The sequence below is a fragment of the Arthrobacter sp. 05T47 genome (assembly GCF_056395825.1).
This window is the reverse complement of record NZ_JBFTKG010000024.1, coordinates 35,987-47,830: the sequence shown is the minus strand read 5'-3', so window position 1 is coordinate 47,830 and position 11,844 is coordinate 35,987. Positions and strand designations below refer to the sequence as shown.

General features: G+C 69.2%; 14 protein-coding genes. All 14 read right to left on the bottom strand.

The window, feature by feature from the left end; all coding sequences use genetic code 11:
- Positions 1-29 precede the first annotated feature (29 nt).
- The 14 genes from AC1DEY_RS16035 to fliD all read right to left on the bottom strand — a co-directional run bounded on the left by AC1DEY_RS16035 (position 30) and on the right by fliD (position 11,835).
- Positions 30-464 (bottom strand): flagellar hook assembly protein FlgD, encoded by a 435-nt coding sequence (locus tag AC1DEY_RS16035; protein ID WP_476868828.1) that lies wholly within the window; start codon positions 462-464, stop codon positions 30-32.
- A gap of 18 nt (positions 465-482) precedes the next feature.
- On the bottom strand, positions 483-2,621 hold the full coding sequence (locus tag AC1DEY_RS16030) for a flagellar hook-length control protein FliK (protein WP_476868827.1): 2,139 nt from the start codon (positions 2,619-2,621) through the stop codon (positions 483-485).
- Entirely contained in the window at positions 2,618-3,313 is a 696-nt protein-coding gene (locus AC1DEY_RS16025) for a C40 family peptidase (RefSeq protein WP_476868826.1), read from the bottom strand. Before AC1DEY_RS16025 ends, AC1DEY_RS16030 begins: the two co-directional genes overlap by 4 nt.
- Positions 3,310-3,744: a flagellar FliJ family protein gene (locus AC1DEY_RS16020; RefSeq protein ID WP_476868825.1), complete on the bottom strand. Its 435-nt coding sequence runs from the start codon at positions 3,742-3,744 to the stop codon at positions 3,310-3,312. Before AC1DEY_RS16020 ends, AC1DEY_RS16025 begins: the two co-directional genes overlap by 4 nt.
- The gene (locus AC1DEY_RS16015; protein ID WP_476868824.1) at positions 3,741-5,066 is read right to left on the bottom strand and encodes a FliI/YscN family ATPase; all 1,326 of its coding nucleotides are present in this window, start codon (positions 5,064-5,066) and stop codon (positions 3,741-3,743) included. Before AC1DEY_RS16015 ends, AC1DEY_RS16020 begins: the two co-directional genes overlap by 4 nt.
- The gene (locus AC1DEY_RS16010; RefSeq protein WP_476868823.1) at positions 5,063-5,773 is read right to left on the bottom strand and encodes a FliH/SctL family protein; all 711 of its coding nucleotides are present in this window, start codon (positions 5,771-5,773) and stop codon (positions 5,063-5,065) included. The genes AC1DEY_RS16015 and AC1DEY_RS16010 overlap by 4 nt, the downstream gene beginning before the upstream one ends.
- Entirely contained in the window at positions 5,763-6,779 is a 1,017-nt protein-coding gene (gene fliG / locus AC1DEY_RS16005; RefSeq protein WP_476868822.1) for a flagellar motor switch protein FliG, read from the bottom strand. Before fliG ends, AC1DEY_RS16010 begins: the two co-directional genes overlap by 11 nt.
- Positions 6,776-8,386, bottom strand: a complete 1,611-nt coding sequence (gene fliF / locus AC1DEY_RS16000; RefSeq protein ID WP_476868821.1) for a flagellar basal-body MS-ring/collar protein FliF — start codon at positions 8,384-8,386, stop codon at positions 6,776-6,778. Before fliF ends, fliG begins: the two co-directional genes overlap by 4 nt.
- Positions 8,386-8,691 carry a flagellar hook-basal body complex protein FliE gene (gene fliE / locus AC1DEY_RS15995; RefSeq protein ID WP_476868820.1) on the bottom strand — a complete coding sequence of 102 codons (306 nt, stop codon included), beginning with the start codon at positions 8,689-8,691 and terminating at the stop codon, positions 8,386-8,388. The genes fliF and fliE overlap by 1 nt, the downstream gene beginning before the upstream one ends.
- On the bottom strand, positions 8,691-9,083 hold the full coding sequence (locus AC1DEY_RS15990) for a flagellar basal body rod protein FlgC (RefSeq protein ID WP_476868819.1): 393 nt from the start codon (positions 9,081-9,083) through the stop codon (positions 8,691-8,693). The genes fliE and AC1DEY_RS15990 overlap by 1 nt, the downstream gene beginning before the upstream one ends.
- On the bottom strand, positions 9,083-9,424 hold the full coding sequence (flgB, locus tag AC1DEY_RS15985) for a flagellar basal body rod protein FlgB (protein ID WP_476868818.1): 342 nt from the start codon (positions 9,422-9,424) through the stop codon (positions 9,083-9,085). Before flgB ends, AC1DEY_RS15990 begins: the two co-directional genes overlap by 1 nt.
- 146 nt (positions 9,425-9,570) lie before the next feature.
- Positions 9,571-9,996, bottom strand: a complete 426-nt coding sequence (locus AC1DEY_RS15980; RefSeq protein ID WP_476868817.1) for a hypothetical protein — start codon at positions 9,994-9,996, stop codon at positions 9,571-9,573.
- Positions 9,989-10,510: a flagellar export chaperone FliS gene (fliS, locus tag AC1DEY_RS15975; RefSeq protein WP_476868816.1), complete on the bottom strand. Its 522-nt coding sequence runs from the start codon at positions 10,508-10,510 to the stop codon at positions 9,989-9,991. The genes AC1DEY_RS15980 and fliS overlap by 8 nt, the downstream gene beginning before the upstream one ends.
- Positions 10,510-11,835 (bottom strand): flagellar filament capping protein FliD, encoded by a 1,326-nt coding sequence (gene fliD, locus AC1DEY_RS15970; protein WP_476868815.1) that lies wholly within the window; start codon positions 11,833-11,835, stop codon positions 10,510-10,512. Before fliD ends, fliS begins: the two co-directional genes overlap by 1 nt.
- Positions 11,836-11,844 lie beyond the last annotated feature (9 nt).

Here is an 11,844-nt window from a genome sequence, read left to right as displayed (position 1 = left end):
GAACTGCCTTTCTACGGGTGAAGAGCTGGTTAGGAAGCGGCCGGAGCAGTGAGCCCGGTGATGGAGTCGAGGGGAACGGAATGATCGCCGACCGTGACGGACGGGACCGAGCCCGCATATGTCACGGAGCTGGCGATGCCGGTTCCGGTGGTGCCGTCCGCGAGCGTGTAGCCGACCGAGTGGCCGATCAGCTGGGCCGCCGCCGTCCGCATCTGGAGGGAGAAGCCCTCCTTGCTGTTGGTGGTCAGTTCAGTCATTTTTTCCATCATGGAGAGCTGGAGTGTCTGGCTCATCATCTGGTTGGTGTCCATGGGCGCGCTCGGGTTCTGGTTCTTGAGCTGCGTCACGAGCAGGGACATGAACACGTTGGCATCCATGGTCTGCGCGGGAGTCCGGACGGCAGAAGCCTGGGAGGCCTCCCCCGCTGCCGTTACCGGCTGGGATGCGATCGGCTGAATCGTCATAAGTCGCGTTCCTTCGTGTCAGACAAGAATGTCGAGGGTGGTCTGGGGGCCGTTCAATGCCCGTGCGGTGCGCACGGCCTGGTCATCGGCCAGGGCGTCCCAGCGGTGTCCGGGTCGCGGCTCGGCCGGTCCGTTGCGGCCGCCCGGACCGGAGCCGCTTCCGCCGGGGTCCCGGCCGGCGGCGAACTGGCCTCCGGGGCCGGTCCGGTCCTGGCCGGCGCCGTTGTTCCCTCCGTTTGGGGAGGAGCCCCCGGGGCCGCCGCGATCGGACAGGTCAAGGCTGGCCCCGAAGCCGGCGTTGTGCAGTTCCTTGCGGAGTTCGGGCAGGATCCCTCGGACGGCTTCACGTCCTGCCTCGCCCGGGGCGAAGAGCTCAATCCGGACGCCCGCGCCGTCAATATGCGCCCGGACCGTCAGCGGGCCGAGATCTTCCGGGCTGACCTTCAGCGTCATGACGTGCTGTCCGTGGGCAGCTCCCACGAGGGTGAAGAGCGGTTTGGCCAACTGGGGCTGGAGGGCCTCGGCCTGCGAAGCCGGCTGTGCAGCCGGCGGGAACGCAGCCTGCGCGGTTGTTTGGGGCACGGTCGTTTGGAACACAGTTGTTTGGGGCACAGTTGTTTGGGGCACACTCATTTGGGGCACAGCCGGGGGTACCGTTTGGGGCCCGGACTGGGAAACGGTGGTGCCGGCCGACGGCGGCACGGCGGCCGTGCCTGCCGGGGCACCGTTGTCCGGGCCGGACGGTGCCTCCGCGGCGCTGGTTATCGCGGCGGGACCGGGTGCCGTGGGGGCATTGGGGCCCGCCGGGACGGCGGCGGCGGCGGTTGCGGTTGCGGTCGCGACGGCGGCGGATGCGGATGCGGTCGCGACGGCGGCGGTTGCGGTCGCGACGGCGGAATCCATGGTGCCGGCCTGGACGGCGGGTACGGGCATGAGCTGTGCGGCGGCAACTTGTCCGGGTACTGACGGAGCGCCGGCGGCAACGTCCGCCTGCGCGCCAACGGTCGCCGTCGTGGAAGCCGTGACCGTCAGGGGCACCCCTCCGAGCACAGAGGCACGTCCCGGGACGGACTGTGCGGGGAAGGACTGTGCGGGGACGGCGTCAGTGCCAAGCCCTGCCGGCGCGCCGAAGTCCGGTGCGGACCCGGACACGGAAGTCGTTGCCACCCCGCCGGCGGCAGGCCCGGCCGGCGACGAGGCCGCGGCAGTAACGAACTGGGTCACAGGCACCGGGACCGGCGCGCCGACAGGCGACGCGGCCGGGGCAGAAACCTGTGCAAAGGAGGGCCTGCCGTCGGCCGGCGTGGAGAGTGTCGCGGCCGTGGCAGGGACGGCAGCGGCGAACGGGYGTGGGCCTGCCGGCTGTGCGGCGGCAGCGGCAGCGGGCACGGCCGCGCGGGAACCGGCAGCGGCAGTGGGCACTACAGGGTTTGCCGGAGGGGTTGCCGCAAGGGTTCCCGCAGGGGTTGCCGCGGCCGCGGTGCCAGTTASCCCGTTGGTTGCTGCGGCCAATTGGGTGCCTGCAAGAGTCGGAGCCTGCCCGGCAGCCGTCGCAAGCGTTCCCACAACAGGCCCAGCGGTAGTGGACCCTGGTACCTGCTCCGGCCGGTCCGGGGCGGGTGCCACACCTGCGGACACAGCCGTGGGTGAAGCGGAGGCCGGTGCCGCGGCGCGGGATTCTTCGATGCGGCCCGACGTCGGAGCAGCGGCCTGCGCGGCTGCGAACTGCACGGCTGCGAACTGCACGGCTGGAATTTGCGCCGGGGCAAACTGCGTGAGCTGGGTGAGCTGGGTGGGGGCCGCACCGGCGGGCGAGCCGGCCTCGGCCTGCGGCGCGGGCCCGGCTCCGCCGTCGGCCGTCACGGCGCTATTGGCCGCGCCGCTATTGGCGGCGTCGCCGCCTGGCGCGCCACCGGAAAGGTCCCCGTCGGACACCGGCAGATCCGTTCCCCCGCCGTCAGTTGCCGAAGCGGCAACCTCGCGGATGGGGCCGGCAGCGGTGCCGTTGCCTGCCGCGCCCTGGACGTCGTTCAGGACCGAGTCGAAGGACGCGGTCCCCGGGTTTGCGTTGGCGGACCGGGGATCCGTGCCCAGGCGGCCGGTCCGGACCGGTGTGGCCAGTGCAGCCGCCAGATCCGGCGCCGCCGCGGCCTTCACGATGCGCTCCCGGCAGGAACGATGCGCCGGATGGAGGTCAGGTTGGACTGCTGCTCCCAGGCATCGCGGATCTGGATGGTCTTGCCTGGCACGGGTGCGTCGATCGCCTTGCCGTTGCCCAGGTAGATGGAAATGTGGTTGCCGCCGAAGCTCACCAGGAGATCGCCGGGCTTCGCCTCGGCGAGGGAAGCCACGGGTGTGCCTTGGCGCATCTGGTCACTTACCACGCGGGGAATCTCCACGCCGAGGTCCTTGAACACGCGCTGGGTGAAGCCGGAGCAGTCCATGCCCGTGGCCGGGTTGGTTCCGCCCCATACATAGGGAACTCCGATGTACTTCTTGGCCACAGCCACCACGTCGTTGCCGGTCGCTGCACTGCCGGTGTGCACGGATCCCGCCGGCTGGGCTCCCGTGAGCCCTGCTGTCCCGGCCGCGGTCGTGCTGCCCAGTCCCAGGGTGCTGCCGAGCCCCGGGCTGTCGGTGAGGGAGGAACCATCCGTTGCCCCGCTCCCGCCCAATGCCGCGGCCAGCGCCTGCGTGAATGTGCCGGAGTCGCCCGTGCCCGTAGCGGTGGCAAGCGAGGTGGCCGCCGCAGTCTTGGCGGCGGTTGTCTCCGTGGCCGCGGGCCGGCTCAGTTCCGCGATCATCGATTGGATGCCCTGCATGCGGCTGATCGCCTCGGTCATACTCATGGCTTCACCTGCTGCTCGTCGCGGTGCCAGAGCGTCGAGGCGATCTCGTCGAGGGCCGACTGTTCGGCGCGCAAGTCCGCGGAGTGGACCTCGGCGTCGTGACGGGCCTGCAGTTTTTCCAGGCCCACGGACCGCGTGCGGGCAGCGATGAACTCGGCACGGGCGTTGGCTTCTTCGGCCTCGACCAGGTGCGTGAGGTTTTGCAGGTCCGCGAGCATGCTGTGCGAGGACGACCGGGCGGCGGCCACGGCGCGCAAGGAGGCCGAGCTGGAGATGGGGTCATCCGTTGCGGCCAGTTCGCGGCGGGCGGCGGCCTCGCGGACCCGGACGGAGCTGGAGCGTGAACGGGCGCGTGCCAGGCCGGTGGCCGCCTGGTCCTGCTGGAGCTGGCGGAGGCGCAGGAGGCCGGCCAGAGAGAATTCGCGGTTCATGCTGCTCCCAGGATCGAGGTGAGGTGGCCGAGCCGCTGCCAGGACTCGGGGTGGGCCGTGGATTCGTCCATCGGCTGCTGGAGGAAACCGCTGACGTCGTGCTCGTGGTTCAGCGCTGCGTCCACAAGCGGGTTGGTCCCGGCCTGGTACGCGCCGACGTCGATCAGGTCCTGCGCCGCCTTGCGGGCCGCGAGGACCCGGCGGAGCGTGGCCGCAGACTCGAGATGGGGCCGGGAATTGACCTTGCTGGCCACCCGGGACACGGATCCGAGCACGTCCACGGAGGGGAAGTGCCCGGTGACGGCCAGCTTGCGGTCCAGGACCACGTGGCCGTCCAGGATGGAACGGGCAGCGTCGGCGATGGGTTCGTTGTGGTCGTCGCCGTCCACCAGCACCGTGTAGATGCCGGTAACGGAACCGGTTTCGGCCGTGCCGGCGCGCTCCAGCAGCCGCGCCAGGATCGAAAAGGTCGACGGCGGGTAGCCGCGGGTGGCAGGGGGCTCGCCGGCCGAGAGGCCAATTTCACGCTGGGCCATGGCCACACGGGTCAGGGAGTCCATCATCAATACGACGTCCTGGCCCTGGTCGCGGAAGGACTCGGCGATCCGGGTGGCAGTGAAGGCCGCACGCATGCGCATGAGGGCGGGTTCGTCGGAGGTCGCGACCACCACAACGGAACGTGCCAGGCCGGCGGCCCCGAGGTCGTCCTCAAGGAACTCGCGGACTTCGCGGCCGCGTTCGCCGACCAGCGCAATTACGGAGACCTCGGCGTCGGTGCCGCGGGCGATCATCGAGAGCAGGGAGGACTTGCCGACGCCGGAGCCGGCAAACAAGCCCATGCGCTGGCCCTTGCCGAAGGTCGTCATGGTGTCCAGGACGCGCACGCCGGTCTGCAGCGCGGTGTCGATGCGGGCGCGTTTCATGGCGTTGGGTGCCTCGTTGTCGATCGGCACGCGCGGTCCGCTGAGCAGCGGGCCCTTGCCGTCGATCGGGCGCCCAAGGCCGTCAAGGACCCGGCCGAACAGTCCCCGGCCGGTGGGAACCAGCACCGCGCCGCCCTTGGCGCGGACGGGGTCGCCGGCCGCCACGCCGGCAAGCCGGCCCAACGGCATGCAGCGCACGGAGCCTTCCAGGGCCGCGACGACTTCGGCGTCAAGGCCCGGGTTCTGCCCCACCGTGACGAGGTCGCCCAGCGCGCAGTCCAGTCCTGACACTTCCATGCCGAGACCAATGACGGACGTGACAACGCCGACCCTTTGGGGGGCAGCAGCGGCCAGCGCAGCGGCGTAGTCGGCACCCTTCGGGCGCCACTCGGCGATCATTCCTGCCCCCGGTAGGCGCCGGCAGGGTAGGCGACGCCAGGGTAGCCGCCGGCAGCGTCAACGCCGGCAGGGTCGGCGCCGGGCAGCTCCGCGTCGCCGAGCAGGGCCGTGCGGGCACGGCCCAGGGCCGTGCGCAGGCTGGCATCGAACCAGCCCTGCTGGTATTCGACCTTCGCGTCGCCGCGGCCAAGGGAAGGGTCCGCGATGAGCGGCAGTCCGGCGGGCAGGTCCTGGCCCTCCCGGCTCAGGACGTCGATGTCCGCCGGGTGCAGCCGGATCGCCAGCACGGTGGCGGCGTCATTCCCGGACAGGGCCCGGGCCAGGGCGGCGCGGGCGGTCCGGGTGCCTTCGGCCAGTTCGTAGCCGAGAATGGCCTCGGCGAGTTCCAGCGCCGTACGCGCCAGGATTTCCTCGGCGTCCTGCAAGGCCTGCACGTTGCGGTGCGCGAAGTCGGTCTTGGCGACGGCGAGGGCGCGCACGGCGCGGTCCAGGTCCTGCTGTCCGGCGGCCAGGGAGGCGGCCTGTTCGGCGGCCATCCGGTCCCGCCAGCGGCGCTGTTCCTTCGCGGCGGCGCGGACTCCGGCGGCGTAGCCTGCGGCGTGGCCCTCGGTGTAGCCGGCCTGCTCGGAGGCCGGGCCGTTGGCCCGCAGCGAGGGAAAGACGATGCGCGCCGGGGCGCTGGCGGCTGCCCCGTTCTCAGTAGACATAGTCTTCTTCGTCCCCGCGCTGGATGGTGATCTGGCCTTCGGCCTCGAGCTCGCGGATGGACCGCACGACGGCGGCCCGGGCTTCTTCGATCTGCGAGGCACGCAGCGGCCCCAGGCCGGCGATCTCGGATTCGAGGATTTCCAGGTTGCGCCCGGAAACGTTGGTGGTAATGGTTTCCAGGACCGGCTCGGAGGCACCCTTCATGGCGATCGCCAGGACGGCCGAGTCGAGTCCGCGGAGCACCAGCTGGACGTCGCGGCGTTCCAGCTTCACGATGTCGTCGAACGTGACCATCTGGGCCCGGATCTCCACCGCGAGGTCGGGATCGAGCAGGTCCAGGCCGTCCAGCACGGACCGTTCCGTACCGGCGTCGGTCCGGTTGATGATCTCCAGCAGCGGCTGAATGCCGCCCACCACCTTCGAGGCCTGCTGGGACACGGCGGCACCGCCGCGGAGCTTAAGGGTGTCGGCGACAATCCCGATCGCCTCGGGCGCGCCGGATCCCATGGTGGCGATGCTGAGGGCAACGTCGGCCCGCAGCGAGCCGGGCAGCCCTGACATCACGGCCGAGGCCTTGCGCGGACTGAGGTGGGCGAGAACCAGGGCGATGGTCTGCGGCAGTTCGCCGTCGATCAGGGCCAGGATCTGCACCGGTTCGATGTCTTCGAGGAACTCGAAGGACTTGCCCGCCATGTTGACCGTCAGGCGGTTCATGAGTCCGGCGGCCCTTTCCGAGCCGAAGGACGCCTCGAGCAGGCCCTCGGCGAGTTCCCGGCCGCCCCGGGCCTGGCGCGGGCTGGTCAGCGCAGTCTGGTGGAAGTCCTTCATGATCTGCTCGGCGACGTCCGGGTCCACCTTGCGGAGCTTGACGATCTCGCCGGCAATCTCCTCCGCCTCGGTGTCCGTGAGCTGGGCCATGACCTTGGCGGCGTTCTCTGGGCTCATCTGCATCAGGACGACGGCGGCGCGCTGGGTTCCGGTGAGGAGCGTATCGGCCGGTTTCATGCCGGCTGCCTGTCATCCATGAGGCTGCGCAGGTAATCGGCGGCCCGCTCCGGGTTGGCGGCCACCATGCTGTCGATCTCAAACCGGCGGCGCTCGGACTCCAGCTGTTCCATGCTGGGACCCGGAAGCGGAGGCAAGGCGGTGATCGGGATGGCCGACGTCGCCGGCGCGGGCTGAAGGGCGACAACGGGCGGGGCCACCGGCATGATCTCCAGGTCCAGGCGTTCGCCCAGGTCCACAGGCTCGCGCTTCTGGCGGCGCCGCAGGATGATCGTGAGGACCAGGGCCAGGATCAGCAGGCCAAGCAGGATGCTGCCGGCGGTGACGAGCGTTCCGAAGAACGCGGCCTGCTTTTCGGCTTCGGCATTGGCCTGCGCCTCGGCGAGCGCTTTGGCCGCGTTGTCGGCGGCGGTGGTGCTGAACGGCACCACCTCGACGGTGACGACGTCGCCGCGCGTAGCGTCGATCCCGGCCGCGGAGGTGACGAGGTTCTTCAGGGAGGCCAGGTTCAGGCCACCGGCGGCGGCCTGGCTGACGGCCACGGAGATGGTCTGCCGCTTGATGGCGCCGGCCGGGATGAGCCTGTCCTCGGTGACCTTGTTGACGGCGTTGTTCTTGGTCTCGGTGGAGGAGTCGAAGTTGCCGTTGCCGGCCGTGCCGCCGGGAACGGCGATGTTGTCCGGGCCCAGGACGCCCGCGGCGCCTCCCCCGGTTCCGGTGTATTTCTCGGTCTTGGACGATTCGCTGAGCGGCAGGGCGCCCGCGGTGTTGGAGAAGGTTTCGCTCTTCTGCTGCGCGGATTCACCGGTCACATCGGTGGCGACGGCGACCGTGGAGTTACCCGGGCCCACCACGCGGTCCAGGACGGCTTTGACGGCGTCGGAGGTGCGTTGCTGGTAATCGCTGGCCTGCTTGGACGAGGAACCGGCCGGCCCGCCGCCGACTGTGGAGAGCACATTGCCCTGGGAATCGACCACGGAGACGTTGGCGGGCTTGAGGTTTTCGATCGCGGCGGAGGTCAGGTGGACGATCGCCTGCACTTTGTCGCCGGAGAGGGTGGTGCCGGCGTCGGTCTCGACAAAGACCGAGGCGGTGGTGTCCGGGGCCGTGGACACAAAAACGGTCTTCTCGGGGATGGCGAGCCGGACGGCGGCGGTCTTCACGCCGTCCATGGCGGAGATCGTGCTGGCCAGTTCGCCTTCGAGGGCGCGCTTGTAGGTGACGGACTGCTGGAACTCCGAGGACGTCACGCCCATCTTGTCCAGCAGGGAATACCCGGTCGCGGCGGCGGTCGGCAGGCCGGCGGCGGCAGCCTTGAGGCGCTCGTCATAGACCTTGTCCTGGGGGACGAGGATGGTGGATCCGCCGTCGCTGAGCTCGTACGCAACGTTGTCCTTGCGGAGCTGTTCGACGATGCCGTTGGCGTCGGTGGTCTGGAGTCCGGAAAACAGGGGCGTCAGCACCGGACGGGTGAGCCAGGCGGACAGCGCCACAATGCCGACCACCAGAAGGGCAGCGCCGAGCACGGCCAGGGTGCGCTGGCCGGCGGTGAAGCTCTTCAGGCTGGCACCGAAGCGCTGGAAGAAGGCGTTTATCTGCGGAGGCATCAGGCCTGCATCCTCATGATCTCGTTGAATGCGTCAACACCCTTGTTGCGTACGGTGGCCATGAGCTCGAGGGTGACCTGGGCCCGGGTGGCGGCGAGGGTGGCGTTGTGGATGTCATCGAGGTTGCCGGTGACGGCGGAGACGGCCAGCTGGTTCGACGTCGACTGCAGCTGCTGGAGGTTGTCCACCGCCCCCGTGAGGGACGTGGCGAAGGCGGAACCGTCCGTGCCGGCCACGGGGGCCGTTCCTGCGACGTAATTCGTGGGCAGGACTCCCTGGACAGGAGCGATGGGGGCAACAGTCATCAGGAGCGTCCAATCTCAAGGGCAGCCATATAGGTTTCGCGGGCGCGGTCCACAACCTGGGCGTTGGCCTGATAGCCGCGCTGGGCGATGATCAGGGCGCCCATCTGTTCGGCCAGGTCAATGTCCGGGTATTTGACGTTGCCGTTCGCGTCCGCCAGCGGATGGTCCGGCTGGTAGACGATCCTGCCCTCGGCGCTGCCGCGCAGGGCGCCCTTGACGTACACGCCGGATCCCTCCGAGCCCTCCGCGGCCTCGACGTAGCGGGCCTGGAAAGCCGGGCCGGACGTGGCTGAGGCGTTGTTCATGTTCGCGAGGTTGTCCGAGACAGCATCGAGCCACTTGCGGTGGACGGTGAGGGCGGAGCCGGCGATGCCGATTGCGTCGAAGGTCATCAGCTGGTCCTCAGGGCGGCGCGCACGGCGGAGAATTCGGTATTGACTGCGCGGGCGGCGAACTGGAAGCGCAGCACGGTGTCGATGTTGGACAGGGTCTCGGTGTCCAGGTTGACGTTGTTTCCGTTCAGCTGGGTCGGCTCCAGGGATTCCGCCGTCGTTGCCTGGACGTGGCCGTCCCCGGACTTCACCGACGCAGCGAGGGCGTCCTCGAAGCTGACCCGCTTCGCGTGGTAATTCGGCGTGTTGACGTTCGCGATGTTGTTCGCGATGGTGCGCTGGCGCAAAGCCAGGCCGTCCATGGCGCTGGCCAGGGCGGCGGAAGTCACGGATTCGAGCACAGAGTCCTGCCTGGGAAAGGTGGGGGTGGCCAATCCGTGGCCGGTAATCGAGCGATCCGTGCTCTTACAGTGGTTATCGGCACTGCTCAGCGCCGCGTTAGGTGAAAACGGGAGAGTATTTCAGGATGTTTTGGAGCCCGCGATTCCTAGCCGTTGACGTCGAGGTACAGCGCCCCCGCGGACTCCCCGACGCCGGGCACCGAGGACACTGCCTGGAGCTGCCGGGCAACACCCAACCTGGCGTCTTCCAGCCGCAGGGCGACGCGTTCCTGGGCGGCCGCCAAGGCCGCAGCGCGCCGCCGGGCGGCCGCCGGCAAAGGCCCCGGCAGGGCGGGCGGGGACCAGCGTTTTTCCGGTCGCGGCTCCGCCGTGGAACCGGCGGGGACCGCGAGCGGGCCCAGTGGGTCCTTCAGGGTTCGTTCGGCTGCCTGGACAGCCATTTCGAGTACTTCCAGGACTGCCATCCAGGCTGCCAGGGACGTGTCGTCCGGGTTTTCCTCGGGAGCAGGTGATCCAGCGTTGTTGGATCCGGCTCCCCCAAAGCCCGACCCCACGTCTGCCTGGTTAGCCAAAACCTAGGCTCCCGCCGCCTGAGCCGGACTGCGCGTTCCAGGCGCCGGCGCCTGCGAAGGCGGGTGCGGCCGGAGTTGCGGGGGCCGCTGTGGGGAGCGCCCCGCCAGAGAAAGCTGCGGGCGCCGCGGCGGCCTCGTGCCAGGCTTGGCGCAGGGGCTCAAGGAGGTCGATCGCCTCCCGGGTGAGGGCGGGATCGCGTTGGATGTTGGCGTTGACCAGCGCGGTCGAAGCGTAGTTGTAGAGTCCCAGGAGCCCGTCGGCGCCTTCCCAGGTGTCCGTCTTCAGGGAAGACGACAGCTCGGTGATGATCGCCTGCGCGTGGATCAGGTTCTCAGAGGCGACGGACCAGTTCGCGGTTTCCTGGGCCGATTCCGCCCGGCCCAGGTCCAGCAGGAGCCGGTCGTAGAGCATGGTGAGCAGGCGCGCGGGCGGGGCCGAAAGAACCGAGTCCGCGAGGTACTGGTTGCGCTGCGAGGCGTGGCCGTAGCCGCCGGCAAAGGGCATCGAGGTCATTATTTTGACGTACTTCCTGAGAGGCCTGCGATCTGGGACGACAGCCACGCTGACTGCGCTTTCATGCCGCTGAGGGACACCTCGAGCGCCGTGTAGGTCTGCTGCAGGGTGGCGCGGCGGATGGTGAGACGATCATCCCAGCTGGCGATCTGGTCCGTGTAATCCTTGGCGGCAGACTGCTGGCCCTTGATTTTGGTGCTCAGCAGCCCCGTCGTGGGGTCCGAGGCCTGCTTGGCGGCGTCGGCCACGCGGCCGGCGATTGTGGCCACAGCGGCCATGGTTCCCACGGGGTCCTTCGCCATAGCGTCGCCGAACTTGGTGGAGTCGAAATCGATGGATCCGGTCTTGTTCAGGACCAGTCCGAGGTCCGACGGTGACTTGCCGTTGACGGGCTGGGAAGCCGCGGACAGGACGGCCGCGTTGACCGCGCGGATGGTGCTGTCACCGGTGAAGATTCCGCCGGAGGTGATCGCGGCGCCGGAGGCGTCGGTGCTGCTGACCACGTTGCTCTTGGTGGCGATCTGGGCCAGGACGCCGTTGACCGAGCTGACCAGGTCCGAGGCGGCCCTGCTGATCTGGGCGTTGTCGCGGGAGACGGTGATGCGGGCCGGCGTGGCCGAGACCTCGCTCACCGTGGCGGAGACGCCCGGGAGGAGATTGGAGAAAGTGTTGGTGGAGGAATTGAGCGAGACCTCGGCGGCGCTGCCTGCCCAGAGCTTGATCTGGGCGTCCTGCGGTGCCTGGACAGTGGTCAGCGCTGCGGTTCCGTCCGGATCCGCGATGCTGAATCCGCCGGCCACGCCCGACGTCGAGGACGCGAACTGGAGGCGGTACTCGCCGCCGCCCACGGACACTTTTGACGCCACAATGCCGGCGCCGGAGAGGTTCACGGCGGAAACGACGTCGTCGAGTGAACTGGTGAGCGGCGTGACGGTGATGGCCTGTCCGCCCTCGCCGGTAATAGTCATGGTGGTGTAAGGCCACGCGGCGATGTTCTTGGTGACCGAAACCTGGGTCTGYGCCAGCTTGGTTACCGTGAAATCAACGGCTCCGGGCTTCGCCCCGGCGCTGACGGAGGCCGTGACGTTCGAGGCGCTGCTGGTCGCCGAGTAGAGTTCCAGGTTCTTGGGGTCCGAGAGTTTCCCCGCCTTGGTGGCCAGATCTGCGACGGCCGAATTGAGGCCCTGAAGCGCTGAGATGCGGGTCTGGACAGCCGCAGCCTTGCTTTTGATGAGGTTCTGCGGTGCAGCCTCAATCGTCATCAGCGAATTGATCAGGGATGTGGTGTCCAGTCCACTGGACAGCCCATCAATGGAGAGTCCCACGCCTACAAC